This is a genomic window from Hafnia alvei, assembly GCF_900095695.1.
Taxonomy (GTDB): Bacteria; Pseudomonadota; Gammaproteobacteria; order Enterobacterales; family Enterobacteriaceae; genus Hafnia; species Hafnia alvei_B.
In genome coordinates, this window is record NZ_FMIQ01000036.1 from 26,051 (window position 1) to 51,430 (window position 25,380).

At 48.7% G+C, this 25,380-nt stretch carries 23 protein-coding genes and 1 other RNA gene; 14 read left to right on the plus strand and 10 right to left on the minus strand.

Features of this window, described 5'->3' with window-relative positions; genetic code table 11:
* The first annotated feature begins 53 nt into the window (after window positions 1-53).
* From lon to BN1044_RS10125, 5 genes are all read left to right on the plus strand, one after another.
* Window positions 54-2,408, plus strand: coding sequence for an endopeptidase La (lon, locus tag BN1044_RS10105; RefSeq protein ID WP_040044362.1), 2,355 nt, complete (start codon window positions 54-56; stop codon window positions 2,406-2,408).
* Window positions 2,409-2,626: 218 nt separating this feature from the next.
* Complete coding sequence (gene hupB / locus BN1044_RS10110; protein WP_008814266.1) at window positions 2,627-2,899, plus strand: nucleoid-associated protein HU-beta; 273 nt, start codon at window positions 2,627-2,629, stop codon at window positions 2,897-2,899.
* Between the two features lie 321 nt (window positions 2,900-3,220).
* Complete coding sequence (gene ppiD / locus BN1044_RS10115) at window positions 3,221-5,104, plus strand: peptidylprolyl isomerase (protein ID WP_072308559.1); 1,884 nt, start codon at window positions 3,221-3,223, stop codon at window positions 5,102-5,104.
* Between the two features lie 140 nt (window positions 5,105-5,244).
* Complete coding sequence (locus tag BN1044_RS10120) at window positions 5,245-5,625, plus strand: ComEA family DNA-binding protein (protein ID WP_072308604.1); 381 nt, start codon at window positions 5,245-5,247, stop codon at window positions 5,623-5,625.
* Window positions 5,626-5,771: 146 nt separating this feature from the next.
* Window positions 5,772-6,182, plus strand: coding sequence for an acyl-CoA thioesterase (locus tag BN1044_RS10125; RefSeq protein ID WP_072308560.1), 411 nt, complete (start codon window positions 5,772-5,774; stop codon window positions 6,180-6,182).
* 267 nt (window positions 6,183-6,449) lie between these two features.
* Here BN1044_RS10125 and queC read toward each other — a convergent pair whose 3' ends face one another.
* Window positions 6,450-7,136: a 7-cyano-7-deazaguanine synthase QueC gene (queC, locus tag BN1044_RS10130; protein ID WP_025799977.1), complete on the minus strand. Its 687-nt coding sequence runs from the start codon at window positions 7,134-7,136 to the stop codon at window positions 6,450-6,452.
* A gap of 101 nt (window positions 7,137-7,237) precedes the next feature.
* Window positions 7,238-8,938 carry an SgrR family transcriptional regulator gene (locus BN1044_RS10135; RefSeq protein ID WP_072308561.1) on the minus strand — a complete coding sequence of 567 codons (1,701 nt, stop codon included), beginning with the start codon at window positions 8,936-8,938 and terminating at the stop codon, window positions 7,238-7,240.
* A gap of 135 nt (window positions 8,939-9,073) precedes the next feature.
* On the opposite strand from BN1044_RS10135, the gene cof reads away from it, so the two are divergent.
* Window positions 9,074-9,895, plus strand: coding sequence for an HMP-PP phosphatase (cof, locus tag BN1044_RS10140; protein WP_072308562.1), 822 nt, complete (start codon window positions 9,074-9,076; stop codon window positions 9,893-9,895).
* Between the two features lie 83 nt (window positions 9,896-9,978).
* Here cof and BN1044_RS10145 read toward each other — a convergent pair whose 3' ends face one another.
* Entirely contained in the window at window positions 9,979-11,019 is a 1,041-nt protein-coding gene (locus tag BN1044_RS10145; protein ID WP_072308563.1) for a PLP-dependent cysteine synthase family protein, read from the minus strand.
* A gap of 125 nt (window positions 11,020-11,144) precedes the next feature.
* Here BN1044_RS10145 and BN1044_RS10150 point away from each other — a divergent pair, with 125 nt between their 5' ends.
* The 5 genes from BN1044_RS10150 to amtB all read left to right on the plus strand — a co-directional run bounded on the left by BN1044_RS10150 (window position 11,145) and on the right by amtB (window position 17,262).
* Window positions 11,145-11,606 (plus strand): Lrp/AsnC family transcriptional regulator, encoded by a 462-nt coding sequence (locus tag BN1044_RS10150; RefSeq protein WP_025799970.1) that lies wholly within the window; start codon window positions 11,145-11,147, stop codon window positions 11,604-11,606.
* Window positions 11,607-11,724: 118 nt separating this feature from the next.
* A complete protein-coding gene (locus BN1044_RS10155) occupies window positions 11,725-13,497 on the plus strand; it encodes a SmdA family multidrug ABC transporter permease/ATP-binding protein (protein ID WP_072308564.1) in 1,773 nt (590 codons plus the stop codon).
* Window positions 13,490-15,268, plus strand: coding sequence for a SmdB family multidrug efflux ABC transporter permease/ATP-binding protein (locus BN1044_RS10160; RefSeq protein ID WP_072308565.1), 1,779 nt, complete (start codon window positions 13,490-13,492; stop codon window positions 15,266-15,268). Before BN1044_RS10155 ends, BN1044_RS10160 begins: the two co-directional genes overlap by 8 nt.
* A 332-nt stretch (window positions 15,269-15,600) precedes the next feature.
* Entirely contained in the window at window positions 15,601-15,939 is a 339-nt protein-coding gene (glnK, locus tag BN1044_RS10165) for a P-II family nitrogen regulator (RefSeq protein ID WP_004091732.1), read from the plus strand.
* A 33-nt stretch (window positions 15,940-15,972) separates the two neighbouring features.
* Entirely contained in the window at window positions 15,973-17,262 is a 1,290-nt protein-coding gene (amtB, locus tag BN1044_RS10170) for an ammonium transporter AmtB (RefSeq protein ID WP_072308605.1), read from the plus strand.
* Window positions 17,263-17,341: 79 nt separating this feature from the next.
* On the opposite strand, the gene tesB is transcribed toward amtB, so the two are convergent.
* Window positions 17,342-18,202, minus strand: coding sequence for an acyl-CoA thioesterase II (gene tesB, locus BN1044_RS10175; RefSeq protein ID WP_072308566.1), 861 nt, complete (start codon window positions 18,200-18,202; stop codon window positions 17,342-17,344).
* 292 nt (window positions 18,203-18,494) lie between these two features.
* On the opposite strand from tesB, the gene BN1044_RS10180 reads away from it, so the two are divergent.
* Window positions 18,495-19,013 carry a YbaY family lipoprotein gene (locus tag BN1044_RS10180; RefSeq protein WP_072308567.1) on the plus strand — a complete coding sequence of 173 codons (519 nt, stop codon included), beginning with the start codon at window positions 18,495-18,497 and terminating at the stop codon, window positions 19,011-19,013.
* Window positions 19,014-19,066: 53 nt separating this feature from the next.
* On the opposite strand, the gene BN1044_RS10185 is transcribed toward BN1044_RS10180, so the two are convergent.
* Window positions 19,067-19,405 carry an MGMT family protein gene (locus tag BN1044_RS10185; protein WP_072308568.1) on the minus strand — a complete coding sequence of 113 codons (339 nt, stop codon included), beginning with the start codon at window positions 19,403-19,405 and terminating at the stop codon, window positions 19,067-19,069.
* 204 nt (window positions 19,406-19,609) lie between these two features.
* Between BN1044_RS10185 and ffs the strand changes: the two genes are divergently transcribed.
* An RNA gene (gene ffs / locus BN1044_RS10190) (signal recognition particle sRNA small type) lies at window positions 19,610-19,706 on the plus strand.
* 187 nt (window positions 19,707-19,893) lie between these two features.
* Window positions 19,894-20,313 (plus strand): lysozyme inhibitor LprI family protein, encoded by a 420-nt coding sequence (locus tag BN1044_RS10195; protein ID WP_072308569.1) that lies wholly within the window; start codon window positions 19,894-19,896, stop codon window positions 20,311-20,313.
* Window positions 20,314-20,512: 199 nt separating this feature from the next.
* On the opposite strand, the gene BN1044_RS10200 is transcribed toward BN1044_RS10195, so the two are convergent.
* The 5 genes from BN1044_RS10200 to BN1044_RS10220 all read right to left on the minus strand — a co-directional run bounded on the left by BN1044_RS10200 (window position 20,513) and on the right by BN1044_RS10220 (window position 25,341).
* Window positions 20,513-20,716 (minus strand): HHA domain-containing protein, encoded by a 204-nt coding sequence (locus tag BN1044_RS10200; RefSeq protein WP_004091739.1) that lies wholly within the window; start codon window positions 20,714-20,716, stop codon window positions 20,513-20,515.
* 19 nt (window positions 20,717-20,735) lie between these two features.
* Entirely contained in the window at window positions 20,736-21,104 is a 369-nt protein-coding gene (gene tomB, locus BN1044_RS10205) for an Hha toxicity modulator TomB (RefSeq protein ID WP_046457234.1), read from the minus strand.
* A 513-nt stretch (window positions 21,105-21,617) separates the two neighbouring features.
* Window positions 21,618-21,758, minus strand: a complete 141-nt coding sequence (gene ykgO / locus BN1044_RS10210; protein ID WP_004091741.1) for a type B 50S ribosomal protein L36 — start codon at window positions 21,756-21,758, stop codon at window positions 21,618-21,620.
* Window positions 21,758-22,030: a type B 50S ribosomal protein L31 gene (locus tag BN1044_RS10215; protein ID WP_072308570.1), complete on the minus strand. Its 273-nt coding sequence runs from the start codon at window positions 22,028-22,030 to the stop codon at window positions 21,758-21,760. Before BN1044_RS10215 ends, ykgO begins: the two co-directional genes overlap by 1 nt.
* Before the next feature lie 158 nt (window positions 22,031-22,188).
* On the minus strand, window positions 22,189-25,341 hold the full coding sequence (locus tag BN1044_RS10220; RefSeq protein WP_072308571.1) for a multidrug efflux RND transporter permease subunit AcrB: 3,153 nt from the start codon (window positions 25,339-25,341) through the stop codon (window positions 22,189-22,191).
* Window positions 25,342-25,380 lie beyond the last annotated feature (39 nt).

Consider the following 25,380-nt stretch of genomic DNA (forward strand, 5'->3'; position numbering starts at 1 on the left):
ACGGGTTGTAAGATTCCCATAACCTGGCGGAAGCTAAACTAAGAGAGAGCTCTATGAATCCTGAGCGTTCCGAACGCATAGAAATCCCCGTATTGCCTCTGCGCGATGTGGTGGTTTATCCGCACATGGTGATTCCATTGTTCGTAGGCCGGGAAAAGTCAATCCGGTGCCTAGAAGCCGCAATGGATCACGACAAGAAGATCCTGCTGGTCGCGCAAAAGGAAGCCTCAACGGATGAACCAGGGGTAAATGACCTTTTCTCTGTAGGTACCGTTGCCTCTATTTTACAGATGCTGAAATTGCCCGATGGCACCGTCAAAGTGCTGGTTGAGGGACTTCAGCGTGCGAAAATCACTACGTTATCTGACAGTGGTGAACATTTTGCTGCACAGGCTGAATATTTAGAAATTCCAGAAATGGACGAGCGCGAACAAGAAGTGCTGGTTCGTACCGCCATTAATCAGTTTGAAGGCTATATCAAACTGAATAAAAAGATCCCACCAGAAGTGCTGACATCGCTCAACAGTATTGACGATGCGGCTAAGCTGGCAGATACCATTGCTGCACACATGCCGTTGAAGTTAAACGACAAGCAGGCCGTGTTGGAAATGTCAGACGTGACCGAGCGTCTAGAATATCTGATGGCGATGATGGAGTCTGAAATCGATCTGCTGCAGGTTGAAAAACGCATTCGTAACCGCGTTAAAAAGCAGATGGAAAAGAGCCAGCGCGAGTACTATCTGAATGAGCAAATGAAAGCGATTCAGAAAGAACTGGGCGAAATGGACGACACGCCAGACGAATTCGAAGCGCTGAAACGCAAAATCGAAGCGGCAAAAATGCCGAAAGACGCGCGCGAGAAAACGGAAGCCGAGCTGCAAAAGCTGAAGATGATGTCGCCGATGTCCGCTGAAGCAACCGTGGTGCGTGGCTATATCGATTGGATGATTCAGGTTCCGTGGAATGCGCGCAGCAAGGTCAAAAAAGATCTAAATAAAGCGCAGGAAATTCTGGATACCGATCATTACGGTCTTGAGCGCGTCAAAGACCGAATTCTGGAATATTTAGCGGTTCAGAGTCGTGTTAGCAAAATTAAAGGGCCTATCCTCTGTCTGGTTGGGCCTCCAGGGGTCGGTAAGACCTCTTTGGGTCAGTCTATTGCCCGTGCTACGGGGCGTCAGTATGTCCGTATGGCGCTGGGTGGCGTGCGTGATGAAGCCGAAATTCGCGGCCATCGCCGTACCTATATCGGTTCTATGCCGGGTAAACTGATCCAGAAGATGGCCAAGGTTGGGGTGAAAAACCCACTGTTCCTGCTCGATGAGATCGACAAAATGTCTTCGGACATGCGTGGCGATCCGGCTTCAGCGCTGCTGGAAGTTCTGGATCCAGAACAGAATATCGCGTTCAACGACCACTATCTGGAAGTTGATTACGATCTGTCTGACGTGATGTTTGTGGCAACATCGAACTCGATGAACATTCCTGCGCCGTTGTTGGATCGTATGGAAGTGATTCGTCTGTCGGGTTACACCGAAGATGAAAAACTCAACATTGCGAAACAGCATCTGCTGCCAAAACAGTTGGAACGCAACGCACTGAAAAAAGGTGAGTTGACGGTTGATGACAGCGCAATTAGCGGCATTATTCGCTATTACACGCGTGAAGCGGGCGTGCGTAGTCTGGAACGTGAAATCTCAAAACTGTGCCGTAAGGCGGTTAAAAATCTGCTGATGGATAAATCCGTTAAGCATATTGAGATCAACGGCGACAACCTGAAAGACTTCTTAGGTGTGCAGCGCTACGACTATGGCCGTGCGGACAGTGAAAACCGTGTGGGTCAGGTTACTGGCTTGGCATGGACCGAAGTAGGCGGCGATTTGCTGACGATTGAAACCGCATGCGTGCCAGGCAAAGGCAAGCTGACGTATACCGGTTCTTTAGGTGAAGTCATGCAGGAATCCATCCAGGCGGCGTTGACCGTGGTACGCGCTCGTGCTGAGAAATTGGGTATCAACCCTGATTTCTACGAAAAGCGTGATATTCACGTCCATGTGCCTGAAGGTGCTACGCCGAAAGATGGTCCAAGTGCGGGTATTGCGATGTGCACCGCGCTGGTTTCATGCTTAACCGGTAATCCTGTGCGTGCCGATGTTGCTATGACCGGTGAAATTACGCTGCGTGGGTTAGTGTTGCCTATCGGTGGTTTGAAAGAAAAACTGCTGGCAGCTCACCGCGGTGGAATTAAAACCGTGCTGATCCCAGACGAAAACAAACGCGATTTGGAAGAGATTCCAGACAACGTGTTGGCCGATCTGGATATCCATCCGGTGAAGCGAATTGATGAAGTTTTAGCCTTGGCGCTGCAAAATTCACCATTCGGAATGGAAGTGGTTACCGCGAAATAGTGATATATCGCATAAACCGCTGATAAAACCTATGCTGGCAGTCTATTTCGGACTTGCCAGCATTTTTTTGTGCAGCTAACTTAGAGCCCTGTCAAATTAGGAAAAGCCGCATCTCATGTGTCTTGCCATGAACTGACAGGATTGATATAACTGCAGCGCAGCCGTACCCTAAGGACAATATTCCAGTACGGCATAAGATTTCTAAAGGGGATGAAAGAGTGAATAAGTCACAACTGGTCGATAAGATTGCCGAAGGCGCAGATATTTCTAAAGCAGCAGCTGGCCGTGCATTAGATGCGATTATTGCGTCTGTTACTGAGTCTTTGCAGAGCGGTGATTCTGTTGCTCTGGTCGGTTTTGGTACTTTTGACGTGCGCGAACGTTCTGCACGTACTGGCCGTAACCCTCAGACAGGTAAAGAAATCAGCATTCCTGCTGCCAAAGTACCTGGTTTCCGTGCTGGCAAGGCACTGAAAGACGCTGTTAATTAATAATGCGTCTGGCTCAACCGTCTGAATTTGTTTGTATGTTATGAAGCCACGTGAGTGGAAACAATGAAACATTAGACTGACGTGGCTGAGTTGCTAGGGTAAAATACAAGGCGCATCATAACTGATGCGCTTTTTTTTTATGGCTGAAGTTTCATGGAAACAGAGCCTTTCCCAGTAGGTCGATTCGGTTAATGGGATAGGTTTTTGATCTTATAGCCCAATTTTATCGTATTACGTGTGCAGTGTTGGCTACGAATCAGATAGACTGAGCCGACAAAAATTACTGTATTACCCACAATCACAGCGGAGTGTTGCCACACTATGATGGACAATTTACGCGCGGCCGCTAATCACGTCGTGCTCAAAATCATCCTGGGCCTAATCATCGTGTCATTTGTTTTGACCGGGGTAGGGGGTTATTTGACCGGCGGTTCCGGTGACTATGCGGCTAAGGTCGATGGTCAGGAAATTAGCCGTGGTCAGCTTGAGCAAGCGGTTCAAAGCGAACGTAGTCGCTTACAGCAGCAATTGGGCGACCAATTTTCAGTGTTGGCAGGTAACGAAGGCTATATGAAGGAACTGCGCAAGCAGGCTCTTAATCGCCTAATTGATGACACTCTGCTTGATCAGTACGCCAAGAAATTGGGTCTGGGGATCAGCGATGAGCAGGTGAAAGAAGCTATCTGGGCAATGCCTTACTTCCAGACCAACAACCAGTTCGACAATGCTAAGTATCTGAACATTATTGCCAATATGGGATTAAGCCCAGATACCTATGCGCAGTTGGTTCGCCAGCAGCTCACCAGCCAGCAGCTGATTCAGGCATACACCGCAACAGGCTTTACGCTGCCGGTAGAAGTTGAAGCGATGGCTGCGTTAACAATGCAGCAGCGCGATGTGCGTTTGGCGACGATTGATATCAAAGCGTTGGAGAAAGCTCAGCAGGTTACTGATGAAGAGCTGAAAGCCTACTACGAACAAAACCGAAATAGTTTTATTGCGCCGGAAGAAGTGAAGGTTAGCTATATCGAAATGGATGCTGCGGCGATTCAGGACAAAGTCACCGCCTCTGATGAAGAAATCGCAGCTTATTACGATCAGCACAAATCCAGCTACACTCAGCCGGAGCGCAAAGATTACAGCGTTATTCAGGTAAAAACTGAAGCTGATGCTAAAGCGGTATTGGATGAACTGAACAGCGGTGCTGATTTCGCCAAGGTAGCAGCCGAGAAATCCACTGACATCATCTCGCGTAAAAACGGCGGTGAGTTGGGATGGCTAGAGCCGGGCACTACGCCAGATGAAATTCTGGGCGCTAAGTTAACCACTAAAGGTCAGCTGTCAGGCGCGGTAAAATCAAGCGTTGGCTACCTCGTTATTCGCCTGAATGACGTGAAACCAGAGCAGGTAAAACCTCTGGCTGAAGTCCGTGCGGATATTGCCACTCAGGTAAAACAACAGAAAGCGCTGGATGCTTACTATGCGTTACAGCAAAAAGTGAGTGACTCTGCAACCAGCGATAATGAATCACTGGCGGGCGCAGAAGAAGCGGCCGGCGTGAAGGCGATTGAAACTGGCTGGTTTACACGTGACAGCGTTCCTGCAGCGCTGAACTTCAAACCCGTTACTCAGGCCATCTTCGATGGTTCCCTGATTGGTGAGAATGGCGCTCCAGGAAGCAACTCTGATGTGATCAGCGCCGAAGGCGACCGTGCTTTTGTGATCCGTATCTCTGGTCATAAGCCAGAAGGGGTTAAACCGATGGATCAGGTTAAAGATCAAATCACCAATATGGTGAAGCGTCAGAAAGCCATCCAGCAGGCACGTAATGAAGGCGACAAACTGCTGAGCGCATTGCAGTCAGGTAAAGGTGACGAAGCGCTGAAAGCTGCGGGGATTAGTTTCGGTGCAGAGCAGACGTTGACGCGAGCCTCTGAGGATCGTCAGTTAGCCGATACCGTGTTTGCCATGGCGCAGCCAAAAGATAACAAGCCGGTTTATGGTTTGGCCCAAGATCGTCAAGACAACATCGTGCTGATCCAATTGGATGCGGTTAAGTCGGGTCATATGAGTAATGAAGAACTTAAAGCCTTCTCTTCTCAGATGTTGACCGGTGCAACCGGCATTACCTTCGACTCTCTGATGGATAATCTGCGTTCAAATGCCAAAATTAAATTAGGCAGCGCAGCGAGCGAAATGCAGTAAGCATCGCACTAAATTTGCATCCTGATGCAATCTCAAAAGGCCGCTTATGCGGCCTTTTCCATATCTGGAGAATGGTGTTTGTTATGTTTTTTATCCTGCTGCACTCTGTGTTCGCTGACACACAACAGGAGAACTTCAGCATGAAAAAGCAAAAAATGATGGTGCAATTAATCGGAGTATGGGCTGTGCTTACAGGGGCCTTGCTGCTGCCGTTACAGGCTCAATCAGCGACGCCTGCTAAACCTATAACCCCTAACGTTGAACAAACACAAAAAGCCACGGACCCTCAGCCGGTAATTAAAGATGCCTCACCGGGTGCTGTGGGAACCAGCATCAATATCAACACCGCCAGTGCGCAAGAGATAGCAACGGCGCTCAACGGTGTTGGCCTGAAGAAAGCGCAGGCGATCGTGGAATATCGTGAGAAAAACGGGGCCTTTACCCAGATCGAGCAGTTGGAAGAGGTGAAAGGAATTGGCGCAGCATTAATCGCACGTAACCGCGATCGCTTAAAATTGTGATCGAGCACAAAATTCAGTGGTCAAACCAGTTTGGTTTTTTAGCGCTCTGCTACTTTCAATAGTGCGCTAAGAATTAAAAATAGCTGAGCAGGCGACTGCATATTTGCAGTCGCTTCAGTCAACTACTGGAAAAGGCCATATGAACGATGAGCAATGCAACCATCATTAAGGTTCGAGGATATCATTTAGATGTTTATCAGCATGTTAATAACGCCCGTTACCTCGAGTTCCTTGAGGAGGCGCGTTGGCAGTGGCTTGAAGACCACGGTGCTTTTGATTGGATGATGAAGGAGGCCATCGCGTTTATGGTGGTGAATCTCAACATCAACTATCGTCGCGGCGCGGTGCTAAATGATGAGCTGGTGGTGGAGAGTAAGCTGCATCAGCTTAATGGGCGCAGCGGCGTGTTAAATCAAACTATCACTCGTACTTCAGACAATGAAATTATCATTGATGCTGCTTTAACGTTTGTTTGTACCGATCTGAGAACGCAAAAAGCATTGCCTTTGGAAGGCGCATTACGCGATCGTCTGCTGGAATTGAGCGGAGATAAGTGAAAATCATAAAATGAGCCGCCAATACGAGAATATAGCGGCTCATTGAAACGTGATCTTATAGGTTGATGTTGATCATTGTAGCTTGATTTTAGGGGGAGCACACCGATGGGGTCGTAGCGGCGTAAGCCGCCGACAACTTTGCCTGGAGCAAAGTTGAACAACGCGTAAGCGTTGCCCTTTAGGGAGGAACACATGGATGTGTTCCGTAACCGCCCCGCGGTGTGGTAGACCCGTGTATCTCGATCTTATAAACGATAGACAAAAATCTTACAGACCGGTTTTTTCTTTCAGGCTTGCAGAAACCGCCGCACGGTTCGCTAAATAATCATTGAGCCCGTGCGAACGCAAATGACAGGCAGCGCATTCACCGCAGCCGTCACCCTGAATGCCGTTGTAGCAGGTGAGCGTTTCCTGACGCACCAGATCAAGTTTTTGGTAATGATCGGCTAGTGCCCACGTTTCTGCTTTGTTCAGCCACATCAACGGGGTTTCGAAACGAACGTCGCGCGCCATGCCTAAGACAATTGCTTTGTTTAACGCTTTCACAAATTCGTCACGGCAGTCTGGGTAGCCGGAGAAATCAGTTTCGCATACGCCGGTAATCACGGCCTCGGCCTGCACTTGATAAGCATAAATGGCGGCTAAGGTCAGAAACAGAATATTGCGGCCAGGCACAAAGGTATTTGGAATACCGTCTTCGCTTTCGGTTGGAACCGGAATGTTGTCGCGGGTAAGGCTGCTTATCGCCAGTTCGTTAAGCAAGCCAACATCGAGCACTTTATGCGCTGATGCGCCAAGCTTAATGGCGAGATCGCGTGCCACATCAATCTCAGCACGATGGCGTTGGCCATAATCAAAAGTGATGCAATGCACTTCATCATAACGTTCCAAAGCTTGAATTAAACAAGTTGTGGAGTCTTGACCGCCACTGAATACTACCACCGCGCGTTTCATTGCCTTACCTCTATCAATCTAAAAAAAGAGAGGCAGGCAATAAAATTGCCTGCCATAACGCTGCCTATGGTAACGGCTATGGAAAGAGATGAACAGCCAGACTATTCATCCGTAGGCGCGGGAACCCATGCACGACAGAAATCGAACCACCCATAGGCGGTAAGCGTCACGCCTTCTACGCGAGGAGGTGCACTGATTTGATACTGGTAATTAAACAGCGGCATGATGATGCTTTGCTGCATGAGATGGGTGTAATAATCCCGTAGAGCATGGTGGCGCTGCGTTTCGTCCGCTAACTGTTGCACGCCATCAAGCACCGCACAACATTGCTGCTGCTCTTCGTCACTCAAAATCGCCTGCCAAAGCACATCAATCCGCAGCCAATTCTCCAAGGCCACTTCCGGCGACTCGCCGATTAATCTGTCGCCTAAAATAATGTCGACGTCGGCAAACTGCTCATTAGATTCCCAACGCTTACCGTCATAGAAGCGTACTTCTAACTCACATCCAGCCTGTGCTAAGCGTTCCTGTAGTCGGTCGGAAAGCGCGGTGAGCTCTGCCGGTGGATGGTAAAGCAACGTGAGTTTCGGGGGCAGCGTAATCGGCTCAGGAGTAGGTTCCGGCAGTGGCCAGCCAGTAAGCATTGCGCTGCTGCGTGCGATCAAACCATTTTCAATCGGGAGATGATTGAGCGTATTTTCCTCGCGTATCAGCGTCGTGAGGTAACGGCTTTGAGCCGCTGTGAGTTTTCCGCGCTTCTGATTGAGAGCGATATAACAAAAGCCTACGCTGGTGCTGCGCTGTACCGGACGCACGCTATCCAATTCCTCATACTGCCCGATGGTTATTTTTACCGGATGCTGGCTGCTGGAGGCTGACGCCTGCTCTGGACTGGATGTGATCCAATATTCAATCGCATGCAGGTAAGGGCGGTGCAGATGATAGCTGCTGTGCTGCTCAAGCCTAATGAGCATGTCTGACGAGCTGATCTGACGAAAAGGCCCCGCGCCAATTTCAGGATAATCAGGATGAGGCAAAAGGCAGAGTAAATCAGCCAGACGGTGAGCAAGCCAATAGTCTGCACGCTTTAAGGTAAAACGAATACATAGCGCATGGGGCAGAGAAATATCCGCGATGCTACTCAGAAAACTCCCGCAGCGAGGATGATGGCACAGCTGTTTTAGCCGCTGAACCAATTGTTCGGCAGATATAGGTTGTCCATTGTGCCAGCGCAAATCGCTACGCAGTAAAAACTGCCACCGCAGACCATCGGCGCTGGTTTGCCAATGATGTGCTAAATCGGGCTGTGGATGAGGATTACCGGTTTCAAAGCGAGTGAGCCCGGCATGGATTGTATGGGCAAGATGCTGCTCGGCGCGCCCGGTTAGCGCCAACGGCGCGATAGGTTCGAGCGTTCGATAGTACGGAATACGCAGCGTAGGAAGGTCCGCATCCCATTGACCGCCCAGATGCGGCATAAGCAGTTCATTGAGATGAATAGGGTCACGTTCGGCCAGCTTTAATGCATTTTGATGGTCGCCCGCGTTGAGCAGTTGCTGCATTAGGTTGGCTCGAAGCTGTTGTTCAGGAATAACGCAGTGCAAACGTGCGCGTTTCCCACGGCCCGCTGTTGCATGCCACTCCAACCACTTCAGCTCTTGAAGCTGGGCTAACAACGTACGCACGTGGCGTTCGCTACAGCAGAAAACCCCAGCCAGTTCAGCCACGGTTGTCTGAATAGGAGCATCGCCAGCGAACTGGTTTAAACGTTGATATTGGCTAAGTCTTTGCAGCAGGCGCATCGTTAAATCCTGAACAATTTTCTTCAATTGTTCACTATTAGTTCCGTAAATGCCACGCCATACTGTTTATCTCACTATATTCGTCACAAAAATGATTCGTCACAAAAATGATTCGTCACAAAAAGAGGTTTCGGTATGGTTCGTTTAGCAGCCTTTGATATGGATGGCACACTGCTGATGCCTAATCATCAGGTTGGGGCTGAAACCTTAGATGTGCTGCATCGTTTATCTGAGAACCAGATTGCATTGACGTTTGCAACGGGGCGCCATTTTCTCGAAGTGCGCACTATCGCGCGCCGGTTAGGTTTGCAGGGCTATATGATTACCGGCAATGGCACGCGGATACACGACCGCGAGGGTAATAACTTATTTTCCAGCGATTTAGTGCCAGAAATTGCGCTTGAGGTTTTGCATTCTCATTGGGAAACCCCCGCCTCAGTTCACGTTTTTAGAGATGATGGTTGGTTGACTTCAGTCGAGCGCCCAGAGCTCTTAGTTCCACATGTGGAAAATGGTTTTGGCTATCAAATCACGCCGCTGCGTGCTCTGCCGGCTTATGGCATTAGTAAAATCTGTTTCTGTGGCAATCACGATGCTTTAACGCTTTTACAAACGCGGCTGCGTCAGCATTTTGGCAAGGCTGTTGATCTGTGTTTTTCGGCCTACGATTGCTTAGAAGTTTTGCCCGCAGGAACTAACAAAGGCTCTGCGCTGAGTCATTTATGCGACCATCTTGATATCGATCTTGCTGATTGTATGGCGTTTGGTGATGCGATGAATGACAGAGAAATGCTGGGCATGGTGGGTAAAGGCTACATCATGGGTAATGCATTGCCGCAGCTTAAAGCCAGCTTGCCACACTTAGAGATTATTGGTCACTGCCAGCAACAGGCGGTGGCACAACAATTAAACAATTGGCTGAGTTCACCAAAAAAACCTCACCATTCCCCCGAATAACGAGGATTCTTTTACAGCCGCCGGGCCTACACATCGTGTGTATAGCCCGGTTTTTTATTTCTGCTTTAAACAGAATAGGTAAGCTACATCGCTTCCAACTGTTGGGTATATTGGCTTAAATCGCCAATATTCGTTTTCACCCAATCAGCATCATAGTAGGTGTCTAAATAACGTTCACCGCTGTCGCAGAGCAGGGTAACGATAGCGCCTTGTTCGCCACGATCGCGCATTTGACGTGCCAGCGTTAATGCACCCCACATATTTGTTCCTGTCGAAGCGCCGACCTTGCGCCCTAATACCTTCTGCAGCCAATGGATAGTGGCGATGCTGGCGGCATCTGGAACCCGCATCATGCTGTCGATAGCCTCAGGGATAAATGAAGGCTCAGCTCGTGGTCGTCCGATACCTTCGATTTTGCTGCCACAGGTGCCCGTAATGGTGCGGTCTTTTTGCAAATAGCTATCCATAAACACCGAGTTTTCAGGATCGACCACCATCAGATGAGTCGGGTGTCCTTGGTAACGAATATAGCGGCCTAAGGTTGCAGACGTGCCGCCGGTGCCCGCGCTCATGACGATATAAACGGGAACCGGATGCGGCTCGCGCTCCATCTGGCGAAATATGCTATCGGCAATATTATTGTTGCCACGCCAGTCGGTTGCTCGTTCAGCATTGGTAAACTGATCCATGTAATGGCCGTTTAATTCTTTGGCCAATTGCTCTGACGCCGCATAAATCTGGCTGGCGCTATCAACAAAATGGCAGTGTCCGCCATAGAATTCGATCTGCTCGACCTTTTTACGTGCGGTGCATGAAGGCATCACGGCGATAAACGGCAAATTCAGCAGTCGAGCGAAATAGGCTTCGGAGACGGCGGTGCTGCCTGAAGAGGCTTCGATGATCGTGGTGTCTTCTTTAATCCAACCGTTACATAACCCATATAAAAAGAGTGAGCGGGCTAGACGATGTTTCAGGCTGCCGGTTGGATGCGTGCTCTCATCTTTCAGATACAAATAGATGCCGGGAAAAGTAGGAAGATTTAGGCGAATAAGGTGTGTGTCTGCCGAACGTTGAAAATCGGCTTCGATCTCGCTGATAGCGTGCTTTACCCAAGCGTTGTTCATGATAATGGCCTATGTGAGTCAGTCTGAACGTATGGGATAAGACTATCGGATTTTGCAGAAAAAGAAGTTGCTATATAGACTTCATATTGGCCTAATAAGAGAAAATATTTCTCCATAAGTGATATATGTTAGATAAAACAGACCGAAAACTGTTGGAACTCTTACAGCGCGACTGCACTCAGTCGTTGCAGGTGTTGGCCGATGCGGTCAACTTGACCTCTACGCCCTGCTGGAAACGCCTAAAACGCCTAGAAGATGAGGGCTATATCGTTGGGCGTGTGGCGCTGCTAGACAAGGATAAGCTTGGCCTTGGTCTGACCGCGTTTGTTATGATCAAAACCCAGCATCACAGCAGTGAGTGGTATCATCATTTTGTGCAGCAGGTTGAGCACATGCCTGAAATCCTTGCGTTTTATCGTATGGCAGGAGAGTACGATTATTTAATGCAGGTGCAGGTTGCGGACATGAAAAGCTACGATGCTTTTTATAAGCGATTGGTGAATGCGGTGAAAGGCTTAAGTGACGTCACTTCCAGTTTTGCGATGGAACAAATAAAAAGCACCACGTTTTTGCCCGTGGGTGAATAAAGCACACAAATTTGCCCATCACGCAGTTACCTAAGTTTCCTATCGGTGTTATCCTAGTGCTGTTTATATATACAGCATTCAAAATCAAAGCCCATAGCGGGCTATGGAATAAAAATACGTGAGATTATTTGCCCAACTAGGCTGGTATTTTCGTCGTGAATGGCGGCGATATCTGGGAGCCGTACTTTTATTAGTCGTTATCGCTATCTTGCAGCTGGTGCCGCCGCGCATTGTTGGCATCGTGATTGACGGCGTGTCAAAACAGCATATGCCTGCCACAACGCTGGCGTTTTGGATTGGTATTTTACTGCTCGTCGCGGTGGTGGTGTATCTGTTGCGCTATGTGTGGCGAGTGCTGCTATTCGGTGCGTCCTATTTGCTGGCCGTTGAACTGCGTGAAAAATATTATCGTCAGCTCAGTAACCAAGCCCCTTCATTTTATCACCGCCACCGTACCGGCGATTTGATCGCTAGAGCGACCAACGACGTCGATCGCGTTGTTTTCGCCGCGGGTGAAGGTGTATTGACGCTGGTGGACTCGCTGGTTATGGGCTTGGCGGTGCTGTTTGTGATGAGCACCCAAATAAGCTGGGAGCTGACGCTGCTGTCTCTTATTCCAATGCCGATTATGGCTATGGTCATTAAGCATCAAGGCGCGCAGCTACACTCGCGGTTTAAGTCTGCGCAGGCGGCTTTCTCTATGCTCAACGATCAGGCTCAAGAGAGCTTGACCAGCATTCGCATGATTAAATCCTTTGGTTTAGAAAATCATCAGTCGAAACGCTTTGCCGACGTTGCAGCTGAAGCCGGTGTCCGCAATATGCACGTGGCCAAGGTCGATGCACGCTTTAACCCGACGATTTTTATCGCGATTGGCTGTGCCAACTTGCTGGCGATCGGCGGCGGCGGGGTGATGGTGATTCATGGTCACCTAACGTTAGGGCAATTGACCAGCTTTGTGATGTATCTGGGCTTAATGATTTGGCCGATGTTGGCATTAGCGTGGATGTTTAACATCGTGGAGCGCGGTAGCGCGGCCTATAGCCGTATTCGCAGCATGCTGTCCGAGCCATCAACCGTTCAAGACGGCGAGCGGTCTTTACCACTGGGGCGAGGTGCTCTTAGTGTTAATATCGAGCGTTTCGCCTATAGCGAAGGGACTCATCCTGTACTGCATAACATCCAGTTCAATCTCGCGCCGGGTCAGATGCTAGGCCTGTGCGGGCCAACGGGGGCGGGCAAAAGCGCGTTGCTCTCATTGATTCAGCGACAGTTTGATCCCGACCAAGGGGAAGTGTGTTTCCACGGCATCTCTTTGCGTGAGCTGCGTCTTGATGAATGGCGCGCTCGCCTCGCCGTGGTGAGCCAAACACCTTTCCTGTTCTCGGATTCTGTTGCCATGAATATTGCATTAGGTAAACCTGATGTAACACAAGAAGACATTGAACGCGTGGCGAAGCTCGCCAGCGTACATGAGGATATTCTGCGCTTGCCTGAAGGCTATCAAACCGAAGTGGGAGAGCGTGGTGTGATGCTGTCCGGTGGGCAAAAGCAGCGCATTTCTATCGCTCGAGCATTGCTATTAGATGCCGAGATTTTGATCCTCGACGATGCGCTATCGGCGGTTGACGGCCGCACAGAATATCAAATTCTGCATAATCTGCGCGAATGGGGAGAGAATCGAACGGTGATTATCAGCGCTCATCGTCTTTCTGCGCTGACAGAAGCCAGCGAGATCCTTGTTCTGCAGCAAGGCGTTGTGGCTCAGCGTGGCTTGCACACTGAACTGAGCCAACAGCGCGGTTGGTATCGAGATATGCATCGCTTCCAGCAAATTGAAGCTCAGCTTGATGAACCCGATTCGCAGATTCAGGAGCCAGATAATGCGTAATATCAAACAGCTCTGGCCCACCCTGAAACGCCTGCTCGCCTATGGTGGCCCGTACAAAAAACCGTTGGCGATTGCCGTGGTTATGCTATGGGTGGCTGCGGCTGCGGAAGTTTGTGGCCCGATTATCATCAGCTACTTCATCGATAATGTGGTTGCCAAAGGCGATCTCAGACTTGGGTTGGTGACAGGCTTAGCACTGTTATATCTGCTGCTTGAATTTACCGCCGCGGGCTTGCAGTATGCGCAGGCATTATTGTTCAACCGTGCGGCGGTTGGCGTCGTACAACAGCTACGTACCGACGTTATGGATGCTGCGCTGCGTCAGCCTCTATCCGCTTTTGATAATCAGCCTGTTGGGCAGCTTATTTCGCGAGTGACCAACGACACTGAAGTGATCAAAGATCTTTATGTCACGGTGGTGGCGACGGTGCTGAAAAGCGCGGCGCTGATTGGTGCGATGCTGGTGGCCATGTTTACCCTTGATTGGCGAATGGCGCTGATTTCTATTTGTATTTTCCCCGCCGTGTTTGTAGTGATGGCGGTTTATCAACATTACAGCACGCCGATTGTACGTCGCGTTCGTAGCTATCTTGCTGATATCAATGATGGTTTTAACGAAGTGATCAACGGCATGGGCGTTATCCAGCAGTTCCGCCAGCAGGCGCGCTTTGGTGAGAAAATGGGGGAGGTTAGCCGCTCTCATTATCAGGCGCGTATGCAAACACTGCGTCTGGAAGGTTTTTTGCTGCGACCGTTGCTGAGCCTCTTCTCCGCGATGATCCTCTGTGGATTGCTAATGATGTTTGGCTTCAGCGCCGAAGGTTCGATTGGCGTGGGCGTGCTTTATGCTTTCATTAACTATTTAGGTCGTCTGAATGAGCCTTTGATTGAGCTCACGAGCCAACAGTCCATGATGCAGCAGGCCGTTGTTGCCGGGGAGCGCATTTTCGAGTTGATGGATGATGCTCAACAGAACTACGGCGGCGACATTCAGCCTTTGCAGAGCGGGCGAGTCGATGTTAACAACGTGACTTTTGCCTATCGGGAAGGCCGCCCGGTTTTGCAGGATATTAATCTGCACATTGCATCGCGCGGATTTGTGGCTTTGGTAGGGCATACCGGCAGCGGTAAATCGACGCTGGCTAATTTACTGATGGGTTACTATCCGGTTAATCAGGGTGAGATCTGTATTGATGGCCGACCGATCCCTACGCTGAGCCATCAGGTTCTGCGTGAAGGCGTGGCTATGGTTCAGCAGGATCCTGTGGTGATGGCAGAGTCGGTTATGCATAACGTGACGCTTGGCCGTGATATCAGCGAGGATCAGGTGTGGAAAGCGCTGGAGGATGTCCAGCTTGCACCGCTGGTCAGAAGCTGGCCGCAGGGGATTCAAACCCAGCTGGGTGAACAGGGTAATAATCTGTCTGTGGGGCAAAAACAGCTGTTAGCGATGGCGCGTGTGCTGGTTCAGGCTCCTCAAATCCTCATTCTGGATGAGGCTACGGCCAATATAGACTCCGGTACCGAGCAGGCAATTCAGAAAGCGCTCAATGTGATTCGCCAGCAAACAACCTTAATTGTTATTGCTCATCGCTTGTCGACCATTGTCGATGCTGACTCTATTCTTGTTCTGCACCGAGGACAGGCGGTAGAACAAGGCTCGCATCATGAGCTGTTAGCGAAGCAGGGACGTTACTACCAAATGCATCAGCTGCAATTGGTGGGAGAGGCGCTGGCGGCTGGATTGCATCAAGACTCACCGACGATCTAAATATTTTCCGCAGCTAAAAAGCCGGTTGTTATGCCACGGATGCATAGCACCGGCTTTTTGTTTTTGCAGCGTCAATCACGGCAATTGCCTCTGTGCATTTGCAGTGCATCGTAGCTTTGAATTGTGTAAAAAAAATGCACCGTATCTTTCCTGATTGCACGCTATTGGTGCGTTTTTGAGAAATGCCTCACGTTTTATCTGCTGTAACCGTGTCTGTCCCTCCCTAAAACCAGCATTTTCTTCCGCGGACTAACCTTATGCAAAGTTGGCATAGCCTTTGCTCATATCAATGCGTAGACGAAATTATTCGAAGTCATGTGAGGAGAGGCCGTATGAAGCTTGTAACCGTGGTAATAAAGCCGTTCAAACTGGAAGACGTACGTGAAGCCCTTTCCTCTGTTGGGATCCAGGGACTGACCGTTACCGAGGTGAAGGGATTTGGGCGCCAGAAAGGCCACGCCGAGTTGTATCGTGGGGCGGAGTACAACGTAAATTTCTTGCCCAAAGTGAAAATTGATGTGGCGATTGCCGACGATCAGCTCGATGAGGTGATCGATGTCATCAGCAAATCAGCCTATACCGGAAAAATTGGTGACGGGAAAATCTTTGTTGCCGAACTACAGCGCGTTATTCGCATTCGTACCGGTGAAACCGACGAAGCGGCTCTGTAATTAATAACTCACACAGATAGGGATGGATTAATGATGAAAACACGCTTATCCACTTTAGCTCTGGGGAGTGCTTTATTACTACCCGGTGCCGCCATGGCTGCAACGCCAGCCGTAGCAGATAAGGCTGATAACGCCTTTATGATGATTTGTACCGCGCTCGTTCTGTTTATGACCATCCCCGGCATTGGCCTATTTTATGGCGGCTTATTACGTTCTAAAAACGTACTGTCATTGATGACGCAGGTGATGGTGACGTTTGCCGCCATCTGTGTGCTGTGGGTTGTCTATGGCTACTCTTTAGCATTTGGTGCCGGTAATGCCATTTTTGGCAACCTAGATGAAGTGATGCTGAAAGGGATTGGGCTAACTGATTTAACCGGCTCATTCTATAAAATGATCCACGTTGCGTTTCAGGGATCATTCGCCTGTATTACCGTTGGTTTGATAGTTGGCTCGTTTGCAGAACGCATTCGCTTTTCTGCAGTGCTAATTTTCGCTGTGCTGTGGTTCACGCTTTCCTATATTCCGATGGCTCATATGGTGTGGGGCGGTGGATATTTAGCAGCAGACGGGGCGCTGGACTTTGCGGGTGGTACGGTCGTGCATATCAACGCTGCGATTGCCGGCTTGGTCGGTGCGTATCTGCTAGGTAAGCGTGCCGGATTTGGCAAAGAAGCCTTTAAACCCCATAACCTGCCGATGGTCTTTATGGGGACTGCGATTCTGTATATCGGTTGGTTTGGCTTTAACGCAGGATCGGCAAGTGCAGCGAATGAAATTGCCGCGCTGGCCTTTGTGAATACGGTGGTGGCGACAGCGGGAGCGATTCTGTCTTGGGTATTAGCTGAGTGGATGACGCGCGGGAAACCCTCTCTGCTGGGTGCGTGTTCTGGCTGTATCGCTGGGCTGGTTGCGGTAACGCCTGCCGCAGGCACCGTTGGAGTGGGAGGCGCGCTGTTGCTCGGCCTGATTGCGGGTATCGCTGGGCTGTGGGGCGTGGTGATGCTGAAACGCTGGCTGAAGGTGGATGATACCTGTGACGTATTCGGTGTACATGGCGTGTGCGGTATCGTGGGGTGTTTAGCCACGGGTATCCTAACTGCAACGTCTTTGGGAGGAACCGGTTATGCCGAAGGGGTGACGATGGGTCATCAGTTAGGCGTGCAGGCTCTTAGCGTTGTGGTCTGCATTGTTTGGTCCGGTGTGGCAGCGTTAATTGCCTTCAAGATTGCCGATGTTTGTGTTGGCCTGCGTGTGCCGGAAGAACAAGAGCGTGAAGGCTTAGACGTCAACAGTCACGGTGAGAACGCGTACAACCAGTAGTTTCCTTTTTTATCGTTCAATCACAGATGTGAAAAGGGCGGAGAAATCCGCCCTTTTGCGTTATGAGTGATGCTCGTTTTTACGAACGCTGGCGGATTACGCCTTCCTGCACCGTAGACGCAATCAGCTCACCGGCTCGGTTATAGAATTGTCCACGTACAAAACCGCGAGCGCCAGACGCTGAGGTGCTCTCGACCGCATAAAGTAGCCACTCATCTAAGCGGAACGGGCGATGGAACCACATCGAATGGTCAATCGTTGCGACCTGCATGCCAGGCTCTAAGAACCCTTTACCGTGTGGCTGTAAGGCGGTTGGTAGGAAGTTGAAATCAGACGCGTAACCCAGCAAGTACTGATGAATACGTGGGTCGTCAGGCATTTCGCCATTGGCTTTGAACCAAACGTTACGGATTGGCTCTTCTACTTTGCCCATCAAAGGGTTATGGAAACTTACCGGACGCATCTCCAGCGGTTTTTCACAGGTAAATTTTTCACGTACGGCTTCAGGGATAAGGTGCGCCATGCTACTGGCAATTTCAGACTCAGATTTTAATGATTCCGGCGCGGGTACATCGGGCATCACGTTCTGGTGTTCGAAACCGTCTTCTGCAGTCTGGAAAGACGCCGTCATGTAGAAAATAGGTTTACCGTGTTGCACCGCCTTTACCCTGCGCGCGCTGAAACTATTGCCGTCACGCAGATTTTCAACGTCATAGATTATCGGCTGGCTGCTATCGCCGGGGCGGAGGAAATAGCTGTGAAAGGAGTGAATATTGCGTTCTAAAGGCACCGTTTGTTTCGCGGCATAGAGCGCTTGACCAACCACCTGACCGCCAAAAACCTGACGTAAGCCAAGATCTTCACTCTGCCCGCGATAGATCCCTTCTTCGATTTTTTCCAGATCTAACAGATCGAGTAAATTTTTTAATGCCTGACTCATGAGTGAGATCCTAATTAACCAGTGTTGAAAACAGGAGCGAAAACCCCAATTGCATTATCAATTATGGCAGAACTTATCACAAAACTATTTAAGGGGTTGCCATCGTTTCTAGGGTTCAATTATCTGAAAATGTTAATGTAAAGTAGATAAAACTGGAAAACTCAGCGCTTTGTGCCATGCTTATCAAGTATCGTAGTTTAAGAAACTATTTTAAGAGGCTCGTATCGGTTGCTCAATGTGCTTTTGTAGATTGGCATCCGATAACAAAAATAAAAGGAAGGAGACCGAACTTATGAAACTCTGGAAAATTGTAGGTGGTGTACTGATGACCGCAACGGTTGCTGGCTGTTCTTCAAATGCCGCTGATGTTCCAACGCCGGCTCCGGGTAATCAAGTGACTGCAGATGCATCGCAGATTAGCGGCCCAGCGGTACGCGGTAGCGTGAATATTCGTCAGCGCATCGCTCTGCCACCGAATGCGGAAGTTACGGTCACCTTAGCCGATGTTTCTCTGGCGGATGCGCCTGCTCGTGTGTTGTCACAGAAAGTGTTCCGCACCGATGGCAAACAGCCACCTTATAACTTTGTTCTGCCGTATAATCCTCAGGATATTCAGCCAAACCAGCGTATTAACCTGAGCGCGGCAATTAAAGTCGACGGTCGCTTAGTGTTCATCACCGATACGCTGAATGAAGTGGTGAATAACAACGCTGGCACGCAGAAAGATCTGGTCTTGGTGCCAGTTTCCGCTGATGGCGCTGCCACCGTGTTGAGTGAAAAAAAGAAGGTTGAGGGAGCATCACCTTTCTAATATTCGTTTAGGCGATGGCGATATAGAAAACCTGCCCATCGTGGCAGGTTTTTTTATAGCTGCGATGGATCCCATCCGTAAAGAGCCAAATCGATAACGCCGCTAGCGTTGAAGGTGACGCCTTCATCTTGCAAGGCGGTACGCTGACGTACGTAATCAGGGCCAATCAGAGAGATGTTGCCGCTGCGATTGATGACGCGATACCAAGGAATCGAGGAACCCTGGGGGAGCTTGCGTAAAATACCACCAACCTGTCGTGCCGCACGTGAGGAGCCCGCAAGGCGAGCTATTTGTCCATATGTCGCTACCTTGCCAAAGGGGATAGCGTGAATTGACATCAAAACACGTTGGCGAAAATTATCTTCAGGTATCGATGGGCTATCTTTTGGCATAAGACGTTGAAGTTCAAAGTTAGTGGCTCGGAATATGAGCTCAGTTTGCCATAAGGGGCTGATGGATTGAATGATTGTTTAATAAAACGACGTTCGACAGCCTTAGCCTTGCATTTCGCGGAGTCATCACTGATAATGCCCCCGCACTGAAGTTATGCATGACGTTATGCAGTAGCAAATTCAGTCGCTCATCAATGGAGGCCCTGTTGGTTCTCCCGCAACGCTAACTTGTGAACTCGGTCAGATCCGGAAGGAAGCAGCCGCAGCAGGCGACGTGTGTGCCGGGATGTAGCTGGCAGGGCCTCCACCCATTTATACCTCTGTAATTATCTTAGCTTTAAAACCTTTCGGTTCTTTCATCTGTTACTGACCTATTCTCAAACCCGTTGTATTGCCTAATCATCATCGTTTTGCCACAACGGTAATACGCAAGTGCGAGAGAAGTTGTATATATTCTTTCTATTGGGTGAATTAATGAGGTTATCGTGATGAAGGAAGGGTTACTGGCGATAGTGTTGTTTTCATGCAGTCTATCAGTACATGCCAAAACGCCTTTGGGCAAAGATATCGATGCTGCTTTGGCGCTCTGTAAAAATGCGGCTTCTGCGACACAAGATATTTCTGACTGTTATCAGACTGCGATGAAAGCGTGGGATGTTGAGTTAAATAAACAGTATAAATCATTACTCAAAGATCAATCCGAAGTTGCACAGGCAAAACTAAAAATCGCGCAAAGAGGGTGGGTTAAATACAAAGATGATTACTTTCTAGCGATAAATGCGTTTTATCAACAAGAGCAGGGGACTGTATGGGGCCTTGTCGCGGCTGAAACCAAGCTCAATGTGATTAAAGAAAAGGCTATTGACCTAGATAGATTGCGGCGTAGTACGGATTTATCAGGTGAATAGAGCGAGTAAAGGCCAGCGTATATATACGTCATTGGCCTTTACTGTTTTTCTTTCTGGCTGCTGAAACAGTAGCACCTAATGTAAGGTGCAAAAATACAAATGGAAAACCATTGGTGATTAATCCAATTGATAAAAGTGTTTATTAATCGTTAAGTAATAAATAAAGGTAATTTCTTAAGTGACAACTTAGATTAACTAATTAACGTACATACTTCCAAACTTCAGCAGGGATCTTATCGTACAGTTTGTTCATGGTAAGTTCGGCCAAACGATGGTCGGCGGCTGAGTAGAATGTTTCTAGCTCATCGTCGGAGAGTTCGTATTTGTTTTTTTCAATTACGCGCTCTAAGGTGTCTAGCGTTGTGCACTTGCGTAAACGCATAAGGTAATCAATTTTAGTCATAAAAACTCCTGTTCGAAGGTTAAAAATTCAACGCGGATGCTGGTTTTTCACCCGCTAAATAACGCAAAATACGGCCTTTTGCTTTAAGCCATTTTTTAAGTTCTGGTTCATTTATGCTGTAATTACTAAACAGACTATAAGTTTCGTCAAGATACTCATCTAATATTTCAGTTAATTCTGAACTCTTTGGATACTTAATCTTGAACGTTAAACCAAACGTTGCGATATGTTCGTTTAATTCATTTAGTTGCAGATTAGCTACAGCAGTTGGGTCATTAACCCAGCCATGATGGCTATCACTCAGAACTTCCATTCCCTGATTATACAGCATATTGCAGAGGTATTTCAGCTCTGTTATATCGTGCTGATAAGACGTGTATTCATCCATATCATGCCTCCACCTTGCTCAACGTTGTCTCAACGAATTAGTCTATGTTGCCGTGAAGCCACAACAATAAACGTCAAAAGCAGTTTACAACCATAAGCATTACTAAAGGCCGCAACATCATAGCAAAAGCACATCTAGATTGGCGATAATTTGTGTTAATAAGTATTTAATTAAGGCGTTTTGCGTGTTTTTTAAACGCTTTTCAGACAACTCTAAAACAAATTACCTTGCGATTCTAAAGGCATTTAACTAATTAAACATCGGGTAATGACTTGAAAATAATTATCTCTCTATGATTATTGCACAAATAGGTACCTAACCAAGTGAATTTTACTTTTTATTACGCAGAGTTTATGAGTCTTGGTGTGAGAACTAAGTTCTAGAGCGCTGATTCTTTTTTTTTCAATATGTTGGAAGTAAGACTAGGCATAAGGCAGGGTAAAGAGAGCAGTGTGATGAAGAGGCGGGAGCAGCCCCACGATGTGGGGCTGTGGTGAGTAAAAACAGACATATTCAGCGTTTTTTCTTTCCTCCCTGTACGGCTTTGAAGCGTGGATTCGACTTGCAGATAACAAATATGCGGCCATGACGTTTTACAATTTTGCAGTCAGGGTGGCGCTTTTTTGCGGATCGTAATGAGCTTAAGACTTGCATTAGTTAACCTCTACAGGTTTTTTCTTCGTCATAAAGTGACCGAAACGTTGCTGGAATTTAGCTGCGCTGCCTTCTTTAGAAAACTCTTTCTGCTTACCCGTGTAATAAGGATGGGAAGCGGAAGAGACCTCTAGCGTGACATACGGATAGCTAACCCCATCCAATTCGATAGTGCGATCGGATTGGATTGTTGAACCGATTTTGTAATAAGCATCTGCAGTTGTGTCGTGGAAAACCACGGTGCGGTAGTTTGGATGTATATTGGCTTTCATTTCTCACTCTTTATTTATGTTATAACATAACAATTATTATGCGGCGCATTTTTTGCCGATGCAAGCGGATTGTTGAACAGGATTTTTAAACTGGTGAGAAATGGTCGAGAAGGGCAATAAAAAAGGCCGCATATGCGACCTTTTGAGCAGGAGATAAATTATTTCACCTGATGGTCAACGGGATGGCTATGTTCAATGTCTTCACCGCCTTTGTTAAAGCGACGGCGAACGACCACAAAGAACATCGGTACGAAGAAGATGGCCAGAATAGTTGCTGTAACCATACCGCCCATTACGCCTGTACCCACTGCATTCTGTGCACCAGAACCGGCACCGGAGCTGATAGCCAATGGCAGAACACCCAGCATAAATGCCAGAGACGTCATTAGGATTGGACGTAGACGCATGCGTACCGCTTCTAACGTTGCTTCAATCAGCCCTTTACCTTCTTTATCCATCAAGTCTTTAGCAAACTCGACGATAAGTATGGCGTTCTTGGCCGAAAGTCCGATGGTCGTCAACAAGCCTACTTGGAAGTAAACGTCGTTGTTCATACCACGCATCGTTGCTGCCAACAGTGCACCGATAACGCCCAATGGAACCACGAGCATAACGGAGAACGGAATTGACCAGCTTTCATACAATGCAGCCAAGCATAGGAAGACCACGATGAGCGAGATGGCATACAGCGCCGGAGCTTGGTTACCTGATAGGCGTTCCTGATAGGACATTCCTGTCCAGTCAAAACCGATACCGGTAGGCAGCTTGGTCACCAAATCTTCCATCAGAGCCATTGCTTCACCGGTACTTTTACCCGGTGCAGCTTCCCCAAGGATTTCCATGGATGGCAGGCCGTTATATCGTTCCAGACGCGGAGAACCATATTCCCATTTTGATGATGAGAACGCTGAGAACGGTACCATTTGTCCTGAATCACCACGGACATAGTAGTTATTGATATCGTTTGGCAGCATACGATATGGCGCATCAGCCTGTACGTAAACTTTCTTCACACGACCACGGTCGATGAAGTCGTTCACATAAGTACCACCCAACGCGGTAGACAGCGTTTGGTTGATGTCTGAAATCGAAACGCCTAACGCCTGTGCTTTTTCCTGATCGACAATGATCTTGAACTGCGGCGTATCTTCCAAACCGTTTGGACGTACACGAACCACGGTGTCTGGATGCTGTGCGGCCATGCCTAACAGCTGATTACGTGCTTCGGTCAGTTTTTCGTGGCCGAGGCCAGCCTGATCGATAAGTTCAAAGTCAAAGCCGGTAGCCGTACCCAGTTCGATAATTGCTGGCAGGTTGAATGGGAACACCAAGCCATCTTTAATCTTACTGAATGCGCCAGTCGCGCGGGCGATAATGGCTGGAACCTTGTTATCTGCACCGGTACGTTCATCCCAAGGTTTCAAGCTGACGAAGGCCAAGCCGTTGTTCTGACCTTGACCGCTGAAGCCGAAGCCACTCACGGTAAAGACGGATTGAACGTTGGCTTTTTCTTTATCCAAGAAATAATCAGTGACTTGCGCCAGAACCTTGTTGGTACGCTCTTGCGTTGCACCAGCCGGTAACTGAACCATGGTCAGAGCAATACCCTGATCTTCATCCGGTAAGAATGACGTTGGCATACGGACAAACAACAGACCCATACCGACAACGATAATCAGGTAAATCAGCAGATAACGACCGGTACCACGCAGAATGCCAGCAACGGAATTCGTATAGTGTTCGGTGCTCTTATCGAACATGTTGTTAAACCAACCAAAGAAGCCGGTGGTTTTACCATGGCTGCCTTTTTCGATCGGTTTAAGCATGGTGGCACACAGAGCCGGTGTCAGGATCATTGCTACCAGTACTGACAGCACCATCGCGGAAACGATAGTGATGGAGAACTGACGATAAATCGCACCGGTTGAACCACCGAAGAATGCCATTGGGATAAATACTGCGGACAGTACCATCGCAATCCCCACCAAGGCGCCCTGAATCTGCTCCATGGATTTACGCGTTGCTTCTTTTGGTGGTAGGCCCTCTTCGGCCATAACACGCTCAACGTTTTCCACCACAACGATGGCGTCATCCACCAAGAGGCCTATCGCGAGCACCATACCAAACATGGTTAGGGTGTTTATCGAATAGCCAAAGGCGGATAGAACAGCAAACGTCCCTAGCAGAACCACAGGAACCGCGATGGTTGGGATCAAGGTTGCACGAATGTTCTGTAAGAACAGATACATAACCAAGAACACCAGCACGATAGCTTCCAACAACGTTTTCACAACTTCGTTGATGGAAATCTTAACGAACGGCGTGGTGTCGTATGGATAAACAACCTTCATGCTGGCAGGGAAGAAGGGCTGCAACTTAGCCAGCTCTTTTTTAACCCCTTCAGCGGCATCCAGTGCGTTAGCGCCGGTTGCCAGTTTAATCCCCAGACCTGCGGCAGGTTTGCCGTTAAAGCGTGCGATAACGTTATAGTTTTCGCCGCCTAGCTCAATCTTGGCTACGTCACGCAGCAGCACGCGAGAACCATCGGTTTGAACCTTCATCAGGATCTTGCCGAATTCTTCCGGTGTCTGTAAGCGCGTTTGCGCAATGATTGAGGCGTTCAACTGCTGACCAGGAACCGGAGGAGCGCCACCTAATTGGCCAGCTGCAATCTGGTTGTTCTGGACTTTGATCTGGTTGATCACGTCCAGAGGGGTCATTTGGTAGTTGTTCAGCTTATTTGGGTCTAACCAGATACGCATCGCGTACTGAGCACCAAACAGCTGTACGTCACCAATCCCTTCGGAACGGCTGATCGGATCTTTAATGTTGGAAGCCACGTAGTCGGCGATATCATCCTGAGACATACTTCCGTCATCAGAAATAAAGCCAGCAACCATCAGGAAGCTACTACTGGATTTCTCAACGCTGATCCCTTGTTGCTGAACTTCTTGCGGCAGCAACGGCGTTGCTAGCTGCAATTTGTTCTGCACCTGAACCTGTGCGATATCCGGGTCAGTACCAGACTGGAAGGTAAGCGTGATCGACACGCTACCCGATGAGTCGCTGGTAGAGGACATGTACATCAGATTATCGATACCGTTCATGTTCTGTTCGATAATCTGTGTCACCGTGTCCTGCACCGTCTGCGCATCAGCACCAGGGTAGACTGCGGAGATCGACACCGCCGGGGGGGCAATCGTTGGATATTGCGCCACCGGTAGTTTCATAATCGCTAGCGTACCGGCCAGCATGATAATGATGGCGATAACCCAGGCGAATATAGGTCGATCTATAAAAAACTTAGCCATGAATTACTGGCTCCTTTTTATCAATGTATCAGCAACGAG